This window comes from Pseudomonas sp. A6 (genome assembly GCF_052367875.1).
Lineage (GTDB): Bacteria > Pseudomonadota > Gammaproteobacteria > Pseudomonadales > Pseudomonadaceae > Pseudomonas > Pseudomonas citronellolis.
On sequence record NZ_CP198970.1, the window covers coordinates 5,915,680 to 5,936,499 of the forward strand.

Annotated in this window: 20 protein-coding genes; 8 read left to right on the forward strand and 12 right to left on the reverse strand. The window is 69.0% G+C overall.

Annotated elements, in window-relative coordinates:
* Positions 1 to 28 precede the first annotated feature (28 nt).
* Positions 29 to 502 (reverse strand): phosphate-starvation-inducible protein PsiE, encoded by a 474-nt coding sequence (locus tag ACTWJ5_RS25950; RefSeq protein WP_009616066.1) that lies wholly within the window; start codon positions 500 to 502, stop codon positions 29 to 31.
* 168 nt (positions 503 to 670) lie between these two features.
* Here ACTWJ5_RS25950 and ACTWJ5_RS25955 point away from each other — a divergent pair, with 168 nt between their 5' ends.
* Complete coding sequence (locus ACTWJ5_RS25955) at positions 671 to 949, forward strand: DUF3509 domain-containing protein (RefSeq protein ID WP_024128466.1); 279 nt, start codon at positions 671 to 673, stop codon at positions 947 to 949.
* A gap of 240 nt (positions 950 to 1,189) precedes the next feature.
* Positions 1,190 to 1,447, forward strand: coding sequence for a YebG family protein (locus ACTWJ5_RS25960; RefSeq protein ID WP_009616064.1), 258 nt, complete (start codon positions 1,190 to 1,192; stop codon positions 1,445 to 1,447).
* Between the two features lie 304 nt (positions 1,448 to 1,751).
* Here ACTWJ5_RS25960 and ACTWJ5_RS25965 read toward each other — a convergent pair whose 3' ends face one another.
* Positions 1,752 to 2,780, reverse strand: a complete 1,029-nt coding sequence (locus ACTWJ5_RS25965; protein WP_043273133.1) for a Glu/Leu/Phe/Val dehydrogenase family protein — start codon at positions 2,778 to 2,780, stop codon at positions 1,752 to 1,754.
* Between the two features lie 173 nt (positions 2,781 to 2,953).
* Here ACTWJ5_RS25965 and ACTWJ5_RS25970 point away from each other — a divergent pair, with 173 nt between their 5' ends.
* Positions 2,954 to 3,763, forward strand: coding sequence for a SirB1 family protein (locus ACTWJ5_RS25970; protein WP_074984625.1), 810 nt, complete (start codon positions 2,954 to 2,956; stop codon positions 3,761 to 3,763).
* Positions 3,764 to 4,009: 246 nt separating this feature from the next.
* On the opposite strand, the gene ACTWJ5_RS25975 is transcribed toward ACTWJ5_RS25970, so the two are convergent.
* The 3 genes from ACTWJ5_RS25975 to ACTWJ5_RS25985 form a co-directional block, all read right to left on the reverse strand.
* Positions 4,010 to 6,529: a LuxR C-terminal-related transcriptional regulator gene (locus tag ACTWJ5_RS25975; protein WP_253389898.1), complete on the reverse strand. Its 2,520-nt coding sequence runs from the start codon at positions 6,527 to 6,529 to the stop codon at positions 4,010 to 4,012.
* Positions 6,530 to 6,687: 158 nt separating this feature from the next.
* On the reverse strand, positions 6,688 to 8,058 hold the full coding sequence (locus tag ACTWJ5_RS25980) for a DUF1329 domain-containing protein (RefSeq protein ID WP_074984631.1): 1,371 nt from the start codon (positions 8,056 to 8,058) through the stop codon (positions 6,688 to 6,690).
* 23 nt (positions 8,059 to 8,081) lie between these two features.
* The gene (locus tag ACTWJ5_RS25985) at positions 8,082 to 9,839 is read right to left on the reverse strand and encodes a DUF1302 domain-containing protein (RefSeq protein WP_074984634.1); all 1,758 of its coding nucleotides are present in this window, start codon (positions 9,837 to 9,839) and stop codon (positions 8,082 to 8,084) included.
* A 228-nt stretch (positions 9,840 to 10,067) separates the two neighbouring features.
* Here ACTWJ5_RS25985 and ACTWJ5_RS25990 point away from each other — a divergent pair, with 228 nt between their 5' ends.
* The 3 genes from ACTWJ5_RS25990 to ACTWJ5_RS26000 all read left to right on the forward strand — a co-directional run bounded on the left by ACTWJ5_RS25990 (position 10,068) and on the right by ACTWJ5_RS26000 (position 12,906).
* The gene (locus ACTWJ5_RS25990) at positions 10,068 to 10,874 is read left to right on the forward strand and encodes an AraC family transcriptional regulator (RefSeq protein WP_043300115.1); all 807 of its coding nucleotides are present in this window, start codon (positions 10,068 to 10,070) and stop codon (positions 10,872 to 10,874) included.
* Positions 10,875 to 11,098: 224 nt separating this feature from the next.
* A complete protein-coding gene (locus tag ACTWJ5_RS25995) occupies positions 11,099 to 12,520 on the forward strand; it encodes an NAD(P)/FAD-dependent oxidoreductase (RefSeq protein WP_444436825.1) in 1,422 nt (473 codons plus the stop codon).
* A 41-nt stretch (positions 12,521 to 12,561) separates the two neighbouring features.
* The gene (locus ACTWJ5_RS26000; RefSeq protein WP_009616056.1) at positions 12,562 to 12,906 is read left to right on the forward strand and encodes a cupin domain-containing protein; all 345 of its coding nucleotides are present in this window, start codon (positions 12,562 to 12,564) and stop codon (positions 12,904 to 12,906) included.
* A 448-nt stretch (positions 12,907 to 13,354) separates the two neighbouring features.
* On the opposite strand, the gene ACTWJ5_RS26005 is transcribed toward ACTWJ5_RS26000, so the two are convergent.
* The 6 genes from ACTWJ5_RS26005 to ACTWJ5_RS26030 form a co-directional block, all read right to left on the reverse strand.
* Positions 13,355 to 14,122, reverse strand: coding sequence for a crotonase/enoyl-CoA hydratase family protein (locus tag ACTWJ5_RS26005; RefSeq protein WP_074984639.1), 768 nt, complete (start codon positions 14,120 to 14,122; stop codon positions 13,355 to 13,357).
* A 115-nt stretch (positions 14,123 to 14,237) separates the two neighbouring features.
* Positions 14,238 to 15,149: an SDR family oxidoreductase gene (locus ACTWJ5_RS26010; RefSeq protein ID WP_009616054.1), complete on the reverse strand. Its 912-nt coding sequence runs from the start codon at positions 15,147 to 15,149 to the stop codon at positions 14,238 to 14,240.
* Between the two features lie 121 nt (positions 15,150 to 15,270).
* Positions 15,271 to 16,167 (reverse strand): alpha/beta fold hydrolase, encoded by an 897-nt coding sequence (locus tag ACTWJ5_RS26015; RefSeq protein WP_444436827.1) that lies wholly within the window; start codon positions 16,165 to 16,167, stop codon positions 15,271 to 15,273.
* Complete coding sequence (locus ACTWJ5_RS26020) at positions 16,167 to 16,943, reverse strand: class II aldolase/adducin family protein (RefSeq protein ID WP_074984641.1); 777 nt, start codon at positions 16,941 to 16,943, stop codon at positions 16,167 to 16,169. Before ACTWJ5_RS26020 ends, ACTWJ5_RS26015 begins: the two co-directional genes overlap by 1 nt.
* Positions 16,944 to 17,178: 235 nt before the next feature.
* Positions 17,179 to 17,865 carry an LrgB family protein gene (locus ACTWJ5_RS26025; RefSeq protein ID WP_444436828.1) on the reverse strand — a complete coding sequence of 229 codons (687 nt, stop codon included), beginning with the start codon at positions 17,863 to 17,865 and terminating at the stop codon, positions 17,179 to 17,181.
* Positions 17,852 to 18,229 carry a CidA/LrgA family protein gene (locus ACTWJ5_RS26030; RefSeq protein ID WP_009616050.1) on the reverse strand — a complete coding sequence of 126 codons (378 nt, stop codon included), beginning with the start codon at positions 18,227 to 18,229 and terminating at the stop codon, positions 17,852 to 17,854. Before ACTWJ5_RS26030 ends, ACTWJ5_RS26025 begins: the two co-directional genes overlap by 14 nt.
* Positions 18,230 to 18,327: 98 nt before the next feature.
* Between ACTWJ5_RS26030 and ACTWJ5_RS26035 the strand changes: the two genes are divergently transcribed.
* Positions 18,328 to 19,221, forward strand: coding sequence for a LysR family transcriptional regulator (locus ACTWJ5_RS26035; protein ID WP_444436829.1), 894 nt, complete (start codon positions 18,328 to 18,330; stop codon positions 19,219 to 19,221).
* Between the two features lie 277 nt (positions 19,222 to 19,498).
* On the opposite strand, the gene ACTWJ5_RS26040 is transcribed toward ACTWJ5_RS26035, so the two are convergent.
* On the reverse strand, positions 19,499 to 19,951 hold the full coding sequence (locus tag ACTWJ5_RS26040; RefSeq protein WP_444436830.1) for a flavodoxin: 453 nt from the start codon (positions 19,949 to 19,951) through the stop codon (positions 19,499 to 19,501).
* A 148-nt stretch (positions 19,952 to 20,099) separates the two neighbouring features.
* On the opposite strand from ACTWJ5_RS26040, the gene folM reads away from it, so the two are divergent.
* Positions 20,100 to 20,810, forward strand: coding sequence for a dihydromonapterin reductase (gene folM / locus ACTWJ5_RS26045; RefSeq protein ID WP_253389903.1), 711 nt, complete (start codon positions 20,100 to 20,102; stop codon positions 20,808 to 20,810).
* Positions 20,811 to 20,820 lie beyond the last annotated feature (10 nt).

Sequence of the window (20,820 nt, forward strand, 5' to 3'; positions counted from 1 at the left end):
AAGGGAGCCACCCCAGGTGAAACGGCCTTCAGCGCTCGTCGTCCTGCAGCAGCGCCTGCTCGCCCTTGCCCGACGGCGCCGAGGGGAAGCGCGAGGAGGCGTAGCGCACCACCAGGATGGCCAGGGCCAGCAGCAACAGGGCCACCGAGACCAGGATGATGCCGTCGTCGGGCACGTGGTTGTGCTGGATGTCGGCGATCATCAGGCGCGTCAGCGCGGTCATCGCCACGTAGATCAGGAAGCGCACCGGCATGTGGTTGGTCTTGAAGTAGATGCCGACCATGGCGCCCAGTTCGAGGTAGATGAACAGCAGCAGGATGTCGTCGATGCTCGCGTGGCCCTTCTCGAACATCTCGACGAAGGCCACCGCCGCCGACCAGAACACGGTGCCGCCGATGGCGAACAGCGCCAGGTAGTGGAAGCCCTCCACCAGCAGGTTGCCCAGCGACTCGGCCATTCCGTGCATCTGTTGGCGCATGCGTTCGGCCCATTGCAGTTTCATCCGTCGACTCCCGGTTCGATAAAGCGATTGTTGGCTTGGTACGTGCAAGACACACGCCATTGACCCTGGGCAGCAATAGCCTGCCGAGGCTGCGGCAATATGAATGCGAACTTTGCTGACGCCTTCCAGTCCATGAAGGGTCACGCCACCACGCAGGCAGGATCGAAGATGGAAAGCCCCTTCCAGGTACTCACCGATGCATTCCAGGCCCAGTTCCGGGTCAATTTCAGCCTCGAACGGCCGGACGGCAGCATCGTGCTGACGCTTTCCACCGAAGCCGGCGTGGCGGCCAAGCGGCTCATCCGCAACGCCCAGCTGCAGGACGCCGAACAGCTGCAACGCCTGATCCAGAGCATCCGCTTCGGCATCGCCATCGAGCAGGGCGACAGCGCCCCGCGCCTGCTGGCGGACATGACCGCCGGCCGCGCCTTGCGCATCGCCTCCTGAACCTTCCTCCCGCGTGCCCGGCCAGTCTGCCGGGCGCCGCCGCCGCGCGCCATCCACCAGCCCCGCGCCAACTTGTCGCATGCCCTGCCATGGCCCCGCGTGCCCCGAAGCGGTTCGCCGGCCATACTGGCCTTCTGCAATTTCCCTCTTCCCAGGGGCCGGGCGATTGCCTTATGCTTCACTGTATAAATAAACAGTACTTATTCCCCCCAGACAGCAAGAAGGCATACGAGGTGATGAATGGCCGTCGAAGTGGTGTACCGCAGCAGCCGCGATCCGGAGCGCCTGTTCATGGATAAGGCAGAAGCCGACCGGCACGACAAGATGCTCGAACTGGCGGAGAACCTCGCCGCCGTCCTGCACAAGGCGGTGCCCTCGCTGAACGAGGAGCAGGTGGAGGAAGTGGGCATCTTCATGGCCCGCCACCGCGACACCTTCGCCCGCGCCTTCAAGAACCAGCCCGACGCCCTTGGCGAGTTGTTTGCAGAAGGGGAATGAGCAGCGCCCGAACAGCCATGCCAGGGTGCTCTACGTAGGATGGGTTGAGCTTGCGAAACCCATGCGGTGGTGGTGATGGGTATCGCTTCGCTCAACCCATCCTACGATGGTGCTTCCTTGGAACTGTAGGAGCGGAATCCGTCCGCGATCACCGGCGCACACCGACCTGCCGGCCGGATCGCGGATGAATCCGCTCCTACGATCTGGCCCCGCCGTGCCCCTGTAGGAGCGGGCCCTGCCCGCGAAATCGCGCGCAGAGCGCGCTCCTACAGGGCGTCTATCCCAATGCCCCTACTGCAGCCTGTCATCCCCCATGCCCGTAGAGAATCCGCTCGGCAAGCATGTCGGCCACCCGCGCCGGCGAGCGGTGGTCGGCCTGGGCGTGGGCGAACACCTCGGTGAGGCGGTTGCCGATCTGCGCCAGGTGCGCGGTGATCGCCGGCAGCTCCTGGCCCTGGTGCTGCAGGGCGACGTAGATCAGCCCGCCGGAATTGATCACGTAGTCCGGCGCATAGAGGATGCCGCGGGCTTCCAGCTCGTCGGCCACGTCCGGGTGCGCCAACTGGTTGTTCGCCGCGCCGGCCACCACCGCGCAACGCAGCTGCGCCACCACCGGCGAGCTGAGCACCCCGCCCAGGCCACAGGGCGCGAGGATGTCGCAGGGCGTGGTCAGCAGCGCCTCGTTGGCGATGGGCTGGGCGCCGAACTGGTCGACCGCCAGTTGCACCTTGCCCGGGTCCAGGTCGCTGACCAGCAGTTCGGCGCCGGCGGCGTGCAGGTGTTCGCACAGGGCGTAGCCCACGTGGCCCAGCCCCTGCACGGCGATGCGCAGGTCCTCCAGGTCGTCGCTGCCCAGGCGCGCCTGGGCGCTGGCGCGGATGCCGGCGAATACGCCCAATGCCGTGTGCGGCGAGGGATCGCCGCCGCGGGTGGTGCTGGTGACGTGGTCGGTGTGCTGGGCGATGCAGTCCATGTCGGCGCTGGAGGTGCCGCTGTCCACCGCGGTGACGTAGGCCCCGCCAAGGCTTTCGATGAAGCGGCCGAAGGCCTCGAACAGCGCGCCGCGGTTGTCCACATGGGGTGCGCGCAGGATCACCGCCTTGCCGCCGCCCTGGCGCAGGCCGGCCAGGGCGGCCTTGTAGCTCATGCCCTGGGCCAGGCGCGCGGCGTCGCGCAGGGCCGCCTCGTCGTTGGGATAAGGCAGGTAGCGGCAGCCGCCCAGGGCCGGGCCCAGGCGGGTGCTGTGGATGGCGATGACGGCCCGCAGCCCGGTGGCCGGGTCGTAGGCGAGGTGCAGTTTCTCTAGCCGGGTGGCTTCCATCATGTCGAACATGGCGGCGCTCCCTTGCTGGCGCGTGAGGGTCGGCCGGCGGCGCCTGCCGCGGCCGGCCCCTTCAGTATAGGCAGAGGCGCCGCGGGCCAGCGGCGGCGCCGACGACCAGCCACGGCGGCTCTGGACGGCGCCCCGGCGCTGCGGGTAAAACGCAGTATCAGCCGGAGAACGCCATGGACCCGCGCCAAGCCTGCCTCGCCTGCCTAGCCCAGGAGCCACCAGCGCTGTTCGAGGCGGCCCTGTGGATAGCCGCCGAGCACGAGCCGCACCTGCCGCCCGAGCAGGCCCTGCGCGTGCTCGACGAACTGCAGCGGCAACTGCAGGCGACGCTGCCCGTGGCCGCCGGCGACATCGAACGGGCCCAGTTGCTGCTGCGCCGGCTGAACGAGATGGGCTTCGCCGAGGACGACGACGTGCCCCTGCTGGCCCGCGCCGCCCTGCTGCCCCAGGTGCTGCAGCGCCGCCGCGGGCAACCGTTGTCGCTGGCGCTGATCGCCCTGGAGCTGGCGCGCCGCCAGGGTATCGCCCTCCAAGGGGTGAACTTCCCCGCGCGCTTCCTGCTGCGCGTGCCCGGCGCCGACCACCTGCTCGACCCCGCCACCGGCCGCCGTCTCTACCCCCGCGACTGCCGCGACCTGCTGGCCCGCCACCTGGGCCCGAACGTGGAGCTGAGCGCCGCCTTCCTGCGCAACGCCGAGCCGCGCGAGATGCTCCAGCGCCTGTCGCGCAACCTGCGCCAGCTGCACCAGACCGCCGGCGACCACCTGGCGGCCCTGAAGGATGCCCAGCGCGTACTGGAACTGGGCGCCGCCAGCGCCGCCGACCACCTGGCCCGCGCCGACCTCTACCACCACCTGGAATGCCCCCAGGCCGAACGCTACGACCTGGAGCGCGCCCTGCTGCTCAGCGACGACCCGGCCGAGCAACTGCGCCTGGGCCAGCGCATCGAGGCGATCGCGGTGCAGAAGAAGGCGTTGCACTGAACGGGGGCTTAGGCGTGTAAGCGTGATGGGTATCGCTTCGCTCAACGCCATCCTACGAAAAGCGCTTCGGCACCCACCTGTAGGAGCGCGCCCTGCGCGCGAATCGCGGGCAGGGCCCGCTCCTACACACAACAGTCCCGAGCCGGTGAGGCACGGCTTCTCGTAGGAGCGAGCTTGCTCGCGAACGAACCCCGCTGCGGAGTCTGTTCGCGAGCAAGCTCGCTCCTACGAAGAGCATCGTGGGGGTCAGGCTTTGAGCAGCCCCAGCTCCTTGGCCCGGGCCACGGCCTGGGTGCGGCGTTCGACGCCGAGCTTGCCGTTGATGCGCCGGGCGTGGGTCTTCACGGTGTGCAGGGAGATGAACAGGCGCTCGCCGATCTCCAGGTTGGAGCAGCCGCGGGCGATCAGTTCCAGCACCGACAGCTCGCGCAGGCTGAGCAGCGGCGCCGGGCGTTCGCCGGCCTGTTCGGCCAAGCGTTCCGGCAAGCGCTGGCGGGCGTCTTCCAGTATCGCTTCCAGGCCGTGGCGGCGGGCCAGTTCCAGGCCTTCCTGCCAGCAGTCGCGGGCCTGTTCGTCGGCGCCGGCGGCGGCATGGGCCAGCGCCAGCCCCAGCCGGACCTCGCAGACCAGGGCCATGCGCCCCTGCCGCTGCATTTCCGCCAGCAGGATCGACAAGCGCTCCAGCGCCCGTTGCGCCTGGCCGTCCTGGATGTCGGCCATGGCCAGTTGGCATTCCACCCGCAGCAGCAGGTCGACCGCCGAGGCCGGCGCGCTGCGGCCTTCCTCGCGGTAGCGGCTCAGCACCCGGGTGAAGATTTCCCGAGCCTGGGCGGTCCGCCCCTGGCGCAGGCCGAGGGTGCCGCCGGCCAGCAGCAGCGGGCCGCGGTAGACCGCTTCGGGAATATGCTGCAGCTGCATCTGCCGCTCGGCTTCGAGCAGGCGGTTGAAGGCCACGTCGAACTGGCCCTGGCGCGCATCCAGCATCGCCAGGCCGATATAGCCGTACAGGGCGCAGGGGTCGAGGCTGCGCTGCGCGCCGCGCAGGCCGTCCTGCAGCAGTTGGCGCGCCTCGGCCGGGCGGCCCTGGTGGTAGCACAGCCAGCCCAGGCGCAACTGCGCGCGGCAGGCCACCGGGCAGCCGCTCTGGTGCCGTTCGGCCAGGGTGTCGAGCATGCGCCGCAGCAGGGCTTCGGCGCGCGGCAGCTCGCCGCGCTGGGCCAGCAGGTAGGCGTGGTCGATCTCCAGGTAGACCTCGAAGATGGCGCTGCCGCGGGCGCGGGCCAGCTTCAGGGCGTCACGGTTGAGCAGCCGGGCCTCGTCCAGGCGGCCGTCGATCAGCGCCAGCTGGCTGAGCGCGGACAGGCTGATCAGGCGCTGCGCCCAGGCTTCGTCCGGCAGGTCGTCCAGGGCGGCCTGCAGCAGCGGCGCGGCCTCGCGGCGGCCACGGGCGTGGGCGAGCATGCCGGCCAGGCCCAGCCACTGCGCCACCAGCGCCCGCTGACGCGCTTCGCCGGGCAGCGGCAGGAAGCGCGAGAAGTCCTGCAGCTGCGTCTCGACCTCGTCCAGGCGCCCGCCGAAGAGCAGCGCCCAGGCGTTGAGGATCAGCAGGCGCGGCGTGCTCGCCAGCAGTTCCTGCGGCAGCGCCTCGCGCAGGCGCAGCACCCGCGCCACGTTGTGCCCCTGCAGCAACTGCTCTTCGGTCAGGCGCTGCAACAGGCTGGCGGCGACGTCGGGTTGCTCGGCGCGCAATGAGTGTTCGAAGGCGGCATGGATGTCGCCCTGCTGGCTGTACCACTGGCAGGCCCGGCGGTGCAGGCTGCAGGGCGAGCCGTGGCCCATGTCGGCGAGTTCGTCGGCCAGCAGCGGCGGCAGGCGGTACCAGGCGCCGGCGCCCTCCTCGCGCTGCAGGCCGACGCCGCGTTCGAGCAGGGCTTCGAGAACGCCGGGCTGTTCCTCGAAGAGGTATTCGGCCAGGGAGGTGCAGCAGCGGGTGAGCCGCGCCAGGTCGCAGAGCACCTCCGCCAGCGGCGCCGGCAGGGCATCGAGGATTTCCCGCTGCAGGTATTCGCGCAGCAGCGGCCGGCCGGCCTCGGCCAGTTGCCCGGGCGAGGGCGTGCCCGCCTCGGCCGGCCAGCCGAGCAGGCGCAGGCGGATGCCGGCGCACCAGCCGTCGGTCTGCTCCAGCAGCGCCAGGCGCAGTTCCTCCGGCCAGTCGCGGCCGTTGCGCAGCAGGAAGGCTTCCAGCTCGGCGGCGTCGAAGCCCAGTTCCGCCGCGCCCAGTTCCAGCAGTTCGCCCTCCAGCAGCAGGCGCGCCAGGTTGCACGCCGGGCGCCGCCGGCTGGCCAGCCACCAGGACACCCAGGGCGAAGCCTGGGCCAGCAGGCGGTCGAGGCAGGCGTCCAGCGCGGCATCGGGTTCGCGGGAGTAGTCGTCGAGCATGATCCACAGCGGTTCGCGGCAGTCGCGCAGGCGGCCGAGCACTTCGACCTCGCCGACCGGCCCCAGGCCCAGGGCCTCGCCCAGGCGCCGGCACAGGGCCGCGGCGTCCAGGGCCTCGCCGCCCAGCGCCAGCCAGGCGACGCGGGTGCCCGCCGGGGCGGCGCGGGCGCATTCGCCCAGCAGAACGGTCTTGCCGTGCCCCAGGGGCGCGAGCAGCAGGCGCAGGCGGTGTTCCTCGTGCAGCAGGGCCTGGCGCAGGCGCGCGCGCGGCAGGTGCTGCGGTGGCAGGCGGGGCAGTGAAGACTGGGGGGTGGCAGCGTCGATCATGGGCAGGGGTCCGACCGATCCTGACGTTCGAGACTAGTCAGGAGGCGGCCCCCGGGGAAGGGCTATCAGCCGGATGTATGTAGCGACATATCACTCTTTGGCATTACAGGAAGGTACATGACCGGCGACAGCCCTCGCCGCCGCCGGCCATGCCCGGTTCAGCGCACGCCTTCGTTGCGCAGCGCCGCCGGGGTGTAGTCGGCCATGCTGGCCTTGATGCCGAAGCGGTAGCCGCTCTTCTCTTCGTTGAACAGGCCCAGGGCCAGGTAGCGGCCGGCGATCACGTCGTAGATCACCTCCGGCACGTAGCCGCCGGCCTGGTGCGCGTAGTTGAACATCTGGTGGCCTTCGGAAACGCGCCACAGCTGGCCGCGGCCGTCGTAGTGGTCGACCTCGGCGATCTGCCAGCTGTCCTCGTCGATGTACATGTGGCGCTTGGCGTAGATGTGCCGCTCGCCCGGCTTCACGGTGCCCACCACTTCCCACACGCGGTGCAGCTCGTAGCGCGTCAGGTCCTGGTTGAGGTGGCCGGCCTTGACGATGTCGTCGTACTTGTAGGTCGGCAGGCCCAGCTTGTAGCTGTTGTAGGGGATGTACAGCTCCTTCTTGCCCACCAGTTTCCAGTCGTAACGGTCCGGCGCGCCGGAGAACATGTCGAAGTTGTCCGAGGTGCGCAGGCCGTCGGCGGCGGTGCCGGGGCCGTCGTAGGCCACCTGCGGGGCGCGCCGCACGCGGCGTTGGCCGGCGTTGTAGATCCACGCCAGGCGCGGCTCCTTGACCTGGTCGAGGGTCTCGTGCACCAGCAGCACGTTACCGGCCAGGCGCGCCGGCGCCGTTACCGACTGCTTGAAGTACAGCAGGATGTTACTGACCTTGGCGAGGTCCACGTCGCCCATGTTCTGCGGGAAGGCCACGGTCTCCTCGAAGCGGATCGGCGTGTAGCTGCCGTTGGTCTGCGGGGTGACCTGGACCACGGTGCGCGCCAGGTTGCCGCCGCGGTAGCGGGTGATGTGGTTCCACAGCACCTCGACGCCGTTCTTCGGCAGCGGGAAGGCGTAGTAGCGGCTCTTGTCGAAGTTGGCCAGGCCGTTGCCGTCGTTGATCGGCTGCACGTTCACCGCGCTGGTCTTGACCGCCTGGTAGATCTCCGCCGGCTGCGAGAAGGTGCGGTGGGTCTTGTACACCGGGATGCGGTAGGTGTCCGGGTAGCGCTTGAACAGCGCCACCTGGCCGTCGGTGAGCTTGTCCCTGTACTGGTCGACGTTCTGCGCGGTGATGGTGAACAGCGGCTTCTCGCCGGCGAAGGGGTCGCTGAGGAAGCCGCGGGCGTCCTCGCTGCCGGCGCTCTTGTCGATGCCGCCGGTCCAGGCCGGGATGCTGCCGTCGGCGTTGCCTTCCTTCTGCGCGCCCATGGGCGTGAGGCTGGTGCCGAGCTTGGCCGCCTCGTCCGCGGACACCGCCGCCATCACGGCGCCGGAGAGCAGGCTCAGGGCCAGGGCGCCGCATTGCAGGATTCGTATCTTGTTCATCTTTCCTGTCCTTGACTGACCGATCAGAAGTTCACACCGAAGCTGACGGCGATGAAGTCGCGATCGTTGATCGGGTTGTAATCGCCACCGAAGAAATCGGTATAGCTGATGCTGGCGGTATAGGTGTTCTGGTAGTCCGCATCCAGGCCGACGCTGACCGCCTTGGCGCCTTCGCTGAAGTTCGGGCCGTAGCCGTGCACGTCGTGGGACCAGGCCAGGTTCGGCTTGAAGTTGATGCCGGCGATGACGTTGGGATAGTCGAGGATGCCGCGCACGCGGTAGCCCCAGCTGCTGCTGGTGTAGAAGCCCTTGTTGTTGCACTCGCCGGGATTGGCGGTGTTCAGCAGGCCCTGGCACAGGGAGTTGTTGGGCAGCTCGCCGATGCCCCAGATGGAGTCGCGGCCGAAGCGCAGCTCGCTGTCGTCGATGCCGCTGATGTGGTTGTAGCCCACCTCGCCGACCACTGTCAGGCGTTCGGCGGCCAGCACCTGGTCGAAGAACTGCGTCACCGTCACCTGGGCCTGGGTCACCGGCTTGCGTACGTAGCCGTGGATCACCTCACCGGCGCTGGGCGTGGCGAAGCCGCTGGAGTAGATGGGGTTGCCGAACAGGGTGGTCGGGTAGAGCGCGGCCACGGTCAGGTCGGTGCTGTTGAGCTGCAGCGGCATGTTCGGCCGGTAGCTGACCTCACCGGCCACCGAGGTGCCGCCGATGTTGGTCTGGAAGCTCAGGCCGTAGAGGCGGATGTCCTCCGGGTACTCGATCAGGTACTGTGCGCTGGCCTCGCCGGTGGCGGCGTTGGCGGTGGCCAGGCCTTGTCCGGCGATGGTGCTGAAGACCGGGTTGCGGCTGTGGTAGTTCATCACGTAGGCGCCGAACTCGGTGTCGTTCAGCTCCGCCGCGTACCAGCGCAGGGCCAGGCCCCACTGGCCGCCGTCGCGGGCGGTGTTGTCGCCGGAGCGCGCCAGGTAGCGGTAGCCGCTGGCCGGGTCGGTGTCGAAGTCGCTGCCGGCGTAGACCAGGCGGTTGCAGCCGTTGGCCGCCACGTCGGTGGTGGAGAAGAAGGTGCCGCAGTTGTCGACCACGGTCTTCTCCCACTTCAGCTGGTAGAAGCCCTCGGCGGTGAGGCTGTCGGTCAGGCCCTGGGACATGTAGAACATGCTCACCGGGATCAGGCCTTCCTTGATCTCCGCGCCGGGGCGGCGGAAGGCGGCGACGTCGACCGGGTTGATGCTGTTGATGGAGTTCTGGATGAAGGTGCTCTCGCCCCAGCTCACCACCTGCTTGCCCAGGCGCACGGTGCCGGGCAGGTCGCCGATGCTGTACTTGTGGTAGATGAAGGCGTCCAGCAGTTCGGCGCCGGAGGAGCGCGCGCCCATGCTGCGGCCCTGGTCGCTGATGTCGTACAGCTCGCGGTGCTCGTCCTTCAGCTCGAAGTCGTACCAGTACTTGCCGCGGACGAAGACGCCGGTGTCGCCGTACTTCAGCTCCAGGTCGTGGATGCCCTTGAAGATCTTCGAGAAGGTCTCGCCCTTCTTGAAGTTCAGGCGGCCGTCGTCGGAGGTCTGCGACGAGGCGCGGCCGCCGTTGCGGGCGCCGACGTATTCCGAGTCGGCGTCGCGCAGCCCCCAGCTGGCCCCCACGGACAGCGTCGAATCCAGCTGCCCCTCGATTTCCCCGATGTTGAACGAGACGGCCCCGGCCTGGGTGGCGCAACCCAGGGCTACAGCAGCGGCCAGCAGTTTCGGTTGGAACGATACGCGCCTTGTTTTTGTTGTCATTCGGCACTCCTGACGGTGTCTAGGCGGCTACACGCTACTCAGCCGGCCCGGTCGCGACCAAGCGCACCAAGGAGGTATTTGCACTGTCAGCCGAAAGAGTGAATCCCCCCTCTGCGACGGCCCCGGGCGGCCACCATTGACGCCGGGCATGGCCCATCATGCAGTGCCTGGATGATAGCGGGGCCTCCCCCCTACCCGAGCGCGCCGCTCTGCGGCATCCTGTGCGCCATGCGAGCGACCCACCCGACCCCGGCCGACAGCCACCTCACCCCGAGCACCCGCGACGTGGTGCAGCGCTACCACGACAGCTGGAAGCGCCGCGACCTGGACGCGGCGCTGGCTCTCTACCATCCCGAGGTGGAATACAACGACTACTTCCAGAACCGCCGCATGGGCCTGGCGGACCTGCGCGAGTACGTCACCCAGACCATGCCCAGCCGCCCGGACGAGTTCCTCGACCACATCGACCGCATCCGCGTCGACGGCGACACGGCCTTCATCCAGTACCGCACCGCCATCACCCTCAGCGGGCGCCTGGCGGTGTTCCACTCCAGCGAAGCCATCAGCGTGCGCGACGGGCTGATCTGGCGCATCAACGAATACGCCACCCTGGTCCGCGAGGACGCCCCGGGCGCCGCACGCGCCTCCGGCGACAGCCGCCCGCCGGCCAGCCGCCTGGGCCTGTCGCCGCGCCAGCTCAGCCAGTTGGCCGCGGACCTGGAGGAATACTTCCACAAGGCCCAGCCGTACCTGGCGCCGGACCTGGACCTGTCGCAGGTGGCCGGCGCCACCGGCTACACGCGCAACCAGATTTCCTACCTGCTCAACCAGGTGATGGGCCTGAGCTTCTACCAGTACGTCAACCAGAAGCGCCTGCAGCACCTGCTGGAACAGTTGCGCCCGGCCACCTCGGCGCGCATCGACGAGCTGGCCTTCTCCGCCGGCTTCAATTCGCTGTCGGCCTTCTACCGCTGCTTCCGCCAGCAGACCGGGCTGTCGCCGCGGGAATACCTCAAGCGGATGGAAAACCCGTAACGCCGAGGCGCTCCTGCGCACCGCTTTTCGTAGGAGCGAGCTTGCTCGCGAATGGGCCCCGCAGCGGAGTTTGTTCGCGAGCAAGCTCGCTCCTACGAAGAGCACCCTGGCGCAGTTGGCAAGACATCGCCCATTTCCCCGCGTACCCGCGCGCACGACAGGAATGCCGGGCGCTTCTAGGCTTGCGCACATTCCCGATCACCCTTCTGCCCGGAGTCGCCCCTATGTCGGCATGGCGCCATATCAGCCTGTGGATGAACCAACTGGACGACGACTTCATCGCCCGCCCGGCCCTGGAAGGCGCCCTGGAGGTCGACGTGGCCATCGTCGGCGCCGGCTACACCGGGCTGTGGACGGCCTATTACCTGAAGACCCGCGCGCCGCAATTGAAGGTGGCCATCCTCGAAGCCGAGACCGCCGGCTTCGGCGCCTCCGGGCGCAACGGCGGCTGGCTGATGGGCGCGCTGCTGGGCGAGGACCGCCTGGTGGGCCGCATGCCCGAGCCGCGCCGCCGCGAGACCTGGGACCTGCTGCACGGCATCCCCGACGAGGTGGCCAGGGTGCTGGAACACGAAGGCATCGACTGCGACTACCGCAAGGGCGGCGTGCTCTATTGCGCGGCGCGCTACCCGGAGCAGGAACGCCGCCTGCGCCAGTACCTGGCCGACCTGCGCCACGAGGGCCTGGGCGAGGACGACTACCGCTGGCTGTCGAAGGCCGAACTGGACGGCCAGCTGCGCATCCCCAGCGCCCTGGGCGCGCTCTACACCCCGCACTGCGCCACCATCGACCCGGCCAAGCTGGCCCGCGGCCTGGCCCGTGCGGTGGAACGCCTGGGCGTGCAAGTGTTCGAGAAGAGCCGCGTCAGCCACTGGCAGCCCGGCCTGCTGCGCACCGACAAGGGAAGCGTGAAGGCCCACTGGATAGTGCCGGCGGTGGAAGGCTACGCCGCCGCCCTGCCGCCCCTGGGCAACTACCAGTTGCCGGTGCAGAGCCTGCTGGTGGCCACCGAGCCGCTGCCCGAGTCGGTCTGGGCGGAGATCGGCCTGGAGCACGGCCAGGCCTTCAGCGAATTCAGCCGCCAGGTCACCTACGGCCAGCGCACCCGGGACAACCGCCTGGCCTTCGGCGCCCGCGGCGGCTACCGCTTTGGCGGCAAGCTGCGCAGCGACTTCAGCCTCAATGACGACGAGATCGGCCTGCGCCGCTACCTGTTCGGCGAACTCTTCCCGCAGCTCAAGGACGTGAAGATCACCCACACCTGGGGCGGCAACCTGGGCATGTCGCGGCGCTTCCACCCGCACATGCTGGTCGACCGCCGCAACGGCATCGCCCTGTCCGGCGGCTACGGCGGCGAGGGCGTGGGCGCCACCAACCTGGGCGGGCGCACCCTGGCCGACCTGATCCTCGGCAACGACAGCCTGGAGACCCGGCAGAACTGGGTGATCCACGACCGCGCCATGACCGACGCCCTGCGCGCCTGGGAACCCGAGCCGTGCCGCTGGCTGGGCTACAACGCGATCATCCGCAGCTTCGTCCACGAGGACGAGGTGCTGGCCAACCCCAACACCCCGGCCTGGCGCCGGCAACTGGCGGAAAGACTCGCCGCCGGCATGGAAGGCCTGATGACCTGGAAGGTCGGCTGAAGCCGCCTCCCCCTTTGCACCGACAACCCACTGGAGCCCCGATGAAGATCACCCACCTCAAGGACACCCCCAACGCGCCCCTGGGCGAAGCCAGCCCGGTCGGCGTACCGCTGGGCGAGCCGGTCTCGCACACCCGCGTGGCCGAAGTGGAACGCCCCGACCAGGTCGACACCGGCATCTGGGAATGCACCCCGGGCCGCTGGCGCCGGCAGATCGTCGAGCAGGAGTTCTGCCACTTCATCAGCGGCCGCGGCACCTTCACCCCGGACGACGGCGAGCCCATCGCCTTCCAGGCCGGCGACGCCTTCCTGCTGCCGCAGAACAGCCTGGGGGTGTGGGATATCCAGGAGACGGTGCGCAAGACGTATGTGATCATCAAGCGCTGAGGCTCTTCGTAGGAACAACTGCCTTGCCGACTGCACCAAGGCGCTCTTCGTAGGATGGGTTGAGCTTGCGATACCCATCAGGCCATGGCGATGGGTATCGCTTCGCTCAACACCATCCTACGACGAGGTTCGCCCTGCCATGTAGGAAGCGAGCTTGCTCGCGAAGGGAGTTTCCCTGAGGCGCCGCTGCATGAGGGAAGCGCCTTTCCCTCTCCCTAACCCTCTCCCTGAAGGGAGAGGGGACTGTCCTCTGCCTGCTGCGGGTTCGGCGTAATCCTGTAAGCATGGCGTATCAGGAGTAGGCCTGGCTTCCAACTCGCTCCGAACGGCCCCCTCTCCCTTCAGGGAGAGGGCTGGGGAGAGGGTGCGGAGTCAACCCGAAACACCGTAGTCACCGGAAGGCGCCATTCGCGAGCAAGCTCGCTCCTACGAAAAGCAACCCTGCCCCTCAAAACTTCCCATGCCGCCCCTCCCCCCGCGCGAAGCGTTGCGCCCCGGCCTGGGTCTCGCCACTGAGAATCACCATCAGCCCACCCTGGAATTCATTCGCCATGGCCACGTCGAACGACTGGTTCCACTGCGCGTAGACGCTGCCGCGGTCGGCCAGCATGCAGGCCTGGGGGAAGTCGGCGATCTGCCGGGCCAGGTCCTCGGCGGCGGCGCGGGCCTCGCCCTTGGCCACCACGCGGTTGGCCAGGCCCATGCCCAGGGCTTCCTGGGCGGCGACCGGGCGGCCAGTGAGGATCAGGTCCAGCGCCCGGCCCTGGCCGATGATGCGCGGCAGGCGCACGGTGCCGCCGTCGATCAGCGGCACGCCGAAGCGCCGGCAGAACACCCCGCACACCGCGTCCTCGGCCATTACCCGCAGGTCGGCCAGCAGCGCCAGCTCCAGGCCGCCGGCCACGGCGTAGCCCTCGATGGCGGCGATCAATGGCTTGTTCAGGTGCATGCGGCTGGGGCCCATGGGGGCGTCGCCTTCCATTTCCAGGCGGTTGCGCCGCTCGCTGTCCTCGGCCACTGCGGCGAGGTCCGCGCCAGCGCAGAAGGTGCCGCCGGCGCCGGTGAGCACCGCCACCTTCGCCTGCTCGTCGGCCTCGAAGGCGCGCAGGGCCTCGGCCAGGGCGTCGGCGGTGGGCCGGTCGACGGCGTTGCGCGCCGCGGGGCGATCGATGATCAGGGTGGTTACCGGGCCGTTGTGCTCGACGATCACGCTCATGCTGGACTCCAGGCTGACGGAAAGGACGAAGGCCGACTTGCGCCGGCCTTCCACCTTACTGCGTCACGGAGCGCGGAGCAGCACCCTGGCCGTTCCTCCCGTCAGGCTGGCCGCTTCAGCCGACGTATTTCTGCAGGTTGGCCATCATCTCGCGCAGGGCCTCGACGTTGTCCGCCGGGTGCACGGCGTTCTCGAAGCTGCTGATCTGCTGCCAGTGCGCCGCCACGTCCTCGGCGTCGAAGCCCTCGCGCGGGTCGAAGCCGAAGCCCAGGCTGCGCTCCCAGCGCACCTTGCCCATCCAGCCGCCGCCCACTTCATACAGGCCGGAGGTGTCCTGGCAGGCCTCGCTGCCCAGGTAGACCACCAGCGGGCTCACCAGCTCGGGCTTGAGCTGCTCGAACACCTGCGGCGGGATCAGCCCCTCGGTCATGCGGGTGCCGCCGGTGGGGGCGATGGCGTTGACCAGGATGTTGCTCTTGCGCCCTTCCAGGGCCAGGGTGCGGGTCAGGCCGTAGAGGCCGAGCTTGGCCATGCCGTAGTTGCTCTGCCCGAAGTTGCCGTAGATGCCCGAGGTGGAGGCGGTGAAGATCACCCGCCCGTAGCCCTGCTCGCGCATCAGCGGCCAGGCGGCGCGGGTCACCTTGTAGGCGCCCTCGACGTGGACCTTGTAGACCAGGTCCCAGTCGGCGTCTTCCATCTTGTGGAAGGTCTTGTCGCGCAGGATGCCGGCGTTGTTCACCACCACGTCGACGCGGCCGAAGGCTTCCACGGCCTCGCGCACGATGTTCTCGCCGTCGGTCACCGAGTCGTGGTTGGCGATGGCGGTGCCGCCGGCGGCGCGGATCTCCGCCACCACGCGGTCGGCGGCCGAGGCGTTGGCGCCCTCGCCATGGGTGCTGCCGCCCAGGTCATTCACCACCACCTTGGCGCCATGCTTGGCGAACAGCAGGGCGTGGGCACGGCCCAGACCGCCGCCGGCGCCGGTAACGATCACTACCTTGTCGTCGAAACGAACGGCATCACTCATGGTCGGTACTCCCAGGCAGGTTGATGGCTACGGAGTGTCAAACAGACGTTTGACGGTCACAACCAAGACGCCGGGGCTGAATATGCCCCGATAAGGTCCGGGGATGATGCCGGCGGCCCGTTCAGGCCGCCGGCTGCACCTGCCCCGCCAGGCGCGCGCGGAACGCCAGGTAGTGCGCCAGCACCTGTTCCGGCGCCTCGGTCTGCGGGTAGTGGCCGATGCCGTCGAGCATCACCGTGTCCGGCCGCGGGATCAGTTGGCGGTAGCGCTCGACCATGTGCGCGCCGGAGATCGGGTCCACGGGCCCGTCGATCAGCCGCAACGGCACGGAGGTGCGCTGCATGGCGCCCACCCAGCGCTCGCGGTGTTCGCGGCGGTCGAGGATGTAGTGGATCAGCCGGTGCATCACCTTCGGCCCGTCGTTGCAGGCGATCAGGCTCCAGAAAGCGTCCAGCTCCTCCTCGCTCGGCCGGGTGCGCGGGCCGAACACCTTGGCGAAGTTGGCGGCCAGCTTGCCACGGTCGAAGAAGCGCCCGAAGAAGCCGCCCAGCGGGCTGAGCAGCAGCTTCTGCGAGAGCACCGGGCGGTGCGTCTCGGGGAACAGCCCGCCATTGAGGAACACCAGCGAGGCCAGTTGGATACGCCCTTCCAGGTGCCGCGCCAGCAGTTCCTGGCCGACGCTGTTGCCGTAGTCGTGGACCAGCAGGTGCACGGGCTCGCGCACCGCCAGATGCTCCAGCAGCGCCTGCTGCAGGTCGGCCTGTTCGAGGATGCGGTAGGCGTGGTTGCGCGGCTTGGCCGAGTCGCCGAAGCCGAGCATGTCGCAGGCGATCACCCGGTAGCGCCCGGCCAGCGGCTGCCACAGCTTGTTCCAGTCCCAGGAGGCGCTGGGGAAGCCGTGGATCAGCAGCAGCGGCTCGCCCTCGCCGGCCTCCCAGTAACGGATGGCGTGGCCGTTGAAGTCGAAGGTGCGCCCCTGCGCGCGCCAGTCGCGCAGGGGGATGGCGATGCCGGCCATCAGTCGCGGTAGCCGGGGTTCTGCAGGTCGAGCTTGCGCAGCAGCGCCGGCCAGGCCAGCGCCCCGCCCATGCCCTGGGAGGTCTTCATCACCCCGGCGACCATGGCCCGGGCGCCGTCGAGGATCTGCTGCGGGATGTGGATCAGCTCGCCACCGCCGCTCTGCGCCATCACCTGCGCCTCGCAGGCGCGCTGCAGGGTGAACATGCCGAGGAAGGCGTCGGCCACGGTGCCGAAGGCGGTGAGCAGGCCGTGGTTGGGCAGGATCATGAAGTTCTTGTCGCCCAGGTCGGCCTGCAGGCGGGCCTTCTCGTCGTGGTTCAGGGCCACGCCCTCGTAGCCGTGGTAGGCCAGGCTGGAAAGCACGAACAGCGACTGCTGCGACAGCGGCAGCAAGCCGTTCTTCTGCGCCGACACGGCGATCCCGGCGGGGGTGTGGATGTGCAGCACGCAACCGACGTCGTGGCGCACCTCGTGCACGGCGCTGTGGATGGTGTAGCCGGCGGGGTTGATGTCGTAGGGGCTGTCCATCAGCTTCTTGCCGGCCAGGTCCACCTTCACCAGGCTGGAGGCGGTGATCTCGTGGAACATCATGCCGTAGGGGTTGATGAGGAAGTCCTCGGTGCCGGGGACCTTGGCCGAGATGTGGGTGAAGATCAGGTCGTCCCAGCCGTGCAGGGCGATCAGCCGGTAGCAGGCGGCGAGGTCGACGCGGGTCTGCCATTCGGCCTCGGAGACCTGGTCTTTCACGGAAGGTGCGGGAGCGGCGGCGTTCATGGAGCGGTCCTCATCGGTTGTTGTTGTTCGATGGGGCCAGTCTAGTCAGGCGAAGGCCGCGGGACTGTCGGGGGTCTGACAGTCCTATCCTACGCGGCAAATGACGACACCCATCCTACGAAAGGCACCTCGGCGCGGCTCTTCGTAGGAGCGAGCTTGCTCGCGAACCGCACTCTGCCGGACAGGCCTGGTGCAAGAACGGTTCGCGAGCAAGAACTGGGCGTCCCCCTCGCTCCTACAGAACCAGTGCGACAGCCGGCGCCAGTAGCAGGTTGAACAGCCCGGTGAGGACCATCAGCAGCCCCGCGGTGGAGCCCTCCTCGCCGCCAAACTCATAGGCCCGGCTGGTACCCGCCCCGTGAGCGCCGACGCCCAGCAGGGCGCCGCGGGCGAGGGTCGAGCGCAGCGGCAGCAGCTTCATCAGCAGGCCGCCGGCCAGGGCGCCGAACACCCCGGTGATCATCACGAAGGCCGCGGTCAGCTCCGGCACGCCGCCCAGGTCGTGGGACATCTCCATGGCCAGCGGCGTGGTGATCGAACGCGGCACCAGCGACAGCGCCACCTGGCCGTCCAGCGCCAAGGCGTTGGCCAGCATCCAGGAGCTGCCGATGGCCACCGCGGTGCCGGTGCCCATGCCCACCAGCAGCGCCGGCCAGTGCCGCGCCAGCAACGCGCGCTGCTGCCAGATGGGCACGGCGAAGGCCACGGTGGCCGGGCCGAGCAGCGCCACCAGCCAGTTGGTGTCGCGCGAGTAGTCGGCGTAATGGGCGTGCAGCGGGATGGCCACGGCGAACAGCAGCACCGGGACGAACACGATGGGCGCGAAGCCGTACCAGCGCACGCGCTTGTACAACTGGCGGCTGAACAGGTAGCCGCCGAGGGTCAGGGCCAGCCAGAACAGCGCTTGCTTATCGAGACTCATGGCGCGACCTCCAGCGGTACATGCCTTCCACCGACAGCGCGGTGACCAGCATCACCAGCAGCGTGCTGCACATGATCACCAGCAATATTTTCCAGCCCTCGCTGCGCAGCAGCGGGCCATAGTCCAGCAGGCTCATCAGCGCGGGGATGAAGAACAGCAGCATCTCCGCCAGCAGCAACCCGGCGCCGCCCTGCAGCAGGGCCGGACGGATCGCCCCGCTGGCGAACAGCGCCAGCAGCAGGCCGAGCCCCACCACCCCGCCGGGCAGCGGCAGGCCGGTGGCTTGTGCCAGCCAGCCGCCGAACCACCAGAAGGCGATGAGGACAGCGAGTTCGAAGCCCAGTCGGGCGATGCGGCGGATCATTTCGGGTGCCTGCGTGGCGGTGTCCTGTGGATGGCGCTCAGGTTAAGCCCGGGGCTACTATCGCCAAAGCGAATTGTTCGAATCGAGGCCATTCCAGAATGGAATTCAAGCAACTGCGCAGCTTCGTCGAAGTGGTGCGCCAGGGCAGCTTCACCCAGGCCGCCGCGCGCCTGCACGCCAGCCAGTCGGCCATCAGCAAGCAGGTGGCCCAGCTGGAGCAGAGCCTGCAGGTGCAGCTACTGGAACGCAGCGGCCCGCACGTGCGCCTGACCGCCGCCGGCGAAGTGGTGCTGCGCCGCGCCGAGGACATGCTGCGCCTGCGCCGCGAACTGCTGATCGAACTGGACGACCTCAGCCAGATGAAGCGTGGCGAACTGCGCCTGGGCCTGCCGCTGCTGGGCGCCGACGCCCTGTTCGCCTGGCGCTTCGCCGAGTACCGCAAGCGCTACCCGCACATCCAGGTGCACCTGGTGGAAGGCGGCAGCAAGAGCCTGGAGCAGGCGCTGCATGCCGGCGAACTGGAACTGGCCGGCGCCCTTGCGCCGAACGACCCGGCCTTCGACTGGCAGCCGTTCTGCAACGAGCCGCTGGACGCCCTGCTGCCGGCCGAACACCCGCTGGCCGGGCGCGAAAGCATCGCCCTGGCCGAACTGGCCGACACGCCTTTCCTGCTCTACCAGCAGAGCTTCACCCTCAACGACCGCCTGCTGCGCGCCTGCCGCGACGCCGGCTTCGAACCCCGCGAAGGCGGGCGCAGCGGCCAGGCCGACTTCCTCGGCGCGCTGGTGGCCGCCGGGCAAGGCGTGGTGCTGCTGCCGCGGGCGGTGGCGCAGGAAGTGGAGCGGCCGGGGGTGGCGCGGGTGCTGCTGAGCGAGCCGGACCTGCGCTGGGACATCTGCTTCATCTGGCGCCGCGACGCCTACCTGTCCCACGCGGCCAAGGCCTGGCTGGCGCTGCTGGAGGAGTTTCCGCTGCATCCCATGGGCGTATAACCGTTCGCGGTTATACGCCGTTTCACCCAAGCCAAAGCCCACGCCAAGGTCAACCCCGGAACCGCCGGTAACCAAGGCCAAACGGCGGATAACGTGGAACGTTATCCGCCCTACACCAAACCATGACGTAGGGCGTATAACCGTTCGCGGTTATACGCCGTTTCACCCAGCCCACAACCCACGCCCAGGCCAACCCCGGAGCCGCCGGTAACCAAGGCCAGGCGGCGGATAACGTGGAACGTTATCCGCCCTACGCCAAACCATGACGTAGGGCGAATCACCCCTTCAACGCAGCGATGAACTCCGCGATCCAGGGCTCGGCATCGGTTTCCGGGGTGACCGTCTCGCTGGCGTCCAGGCGCAGCATCGGCAGCACCTCGCTCAGGCCCAGCTCGGCGTACAGCTCGCGCACCTGCTCGCCGCCGCCGCAATAGGTGTCGCCGTAGCTGGAGTCGCCCAGGCCGATCACCGCGCCGGGCAGGCCGCGCCAGTTCGGCAGGCGGTCGCGCAGGGCGTAGTACAGCGGCTGGATGTTGTCCGGCAGCTCGCCCAGGCCGGTGGTCGAGGTGACCGTCAGGAAGGCGTCGGGCGCGGCTTCGACCAGCGCGTCCAGCGTGGCGCGCGGCTCGAACCAGGTCTCCAGGCCCGCGGCCTCCAGCAGGCGCTTGGCATGGCGCGCGACCTCTTCGGCGGTGCCGTAGACCGACCCGGACAGAATGGCGACTTTCATGGAAACTCCCGGTTCATGCGACAAACGCCCATTATGCCGCAAGCCGGCCACGGGTGTTCGCCGGCGCCGCCGGACTGGTATAGTTTTTTCCCACCGCGCCGCTCGGATATGCCTCCGCCGGCCGTTTCCCACCTGCCACGAGGCTCGCATGAGCGCATCCCCGGCCCCCATCCTGATCACCGGCGCCAGCCAGCGCGTCGGCCTGCACTGCGCGCTGCGCCTGCTCGACGCGGGCCAGCCGGTGATCGTCAGCTACCGCAGCGACAAGCCCGGGCTGCAGCAACTGCGCGAGCGCGGCGCGACCTGCCTGCACGGCGACTTCGCCGACGAGGCCGGCATCCTCGCCTTCATCGACGAACTCAAGGCGCACACCGACAGCCTGCGCGCCATCGTCCACAACGCCTCGGCGTGGCTCGCCGAAACGCCCGGCCACGAGGCCGAGGCCTTCCGCGCGCTGTTCAGCGTGCACATGCTCGCCCCCTACCTGATCAACCTGCACTGCGCGCCGCTGCTGGAGCGCTCGCAGCCGGCCGACATCATCCACGTCAGCGACGACGTGGTGCGCAAGGGCAGCGCCAAGCACGTCGCCTACTGCGCCAGCAAGGCCGGGCTGGACAGCCTGACGCTGTCCTTCGCCGCGCGCTTCGCGCCGAAGATCAAGGTCAACACCATCGCCCCGGCGCTGGTCATGTTCAACGCCGGGGACGACGCCGACTACCGCGCGCGCACCCTGGCGAAATCCGCCCTGGGCATCGAACCCGGGCCGGACGTCGTCTACCAGGCCATCCGCTACCTGCTGGACACACCCTACGTCACCGGCACCACCTTGACCGTCAACGGCGGCCGGCACCTCAAATGACCGCCCGGCG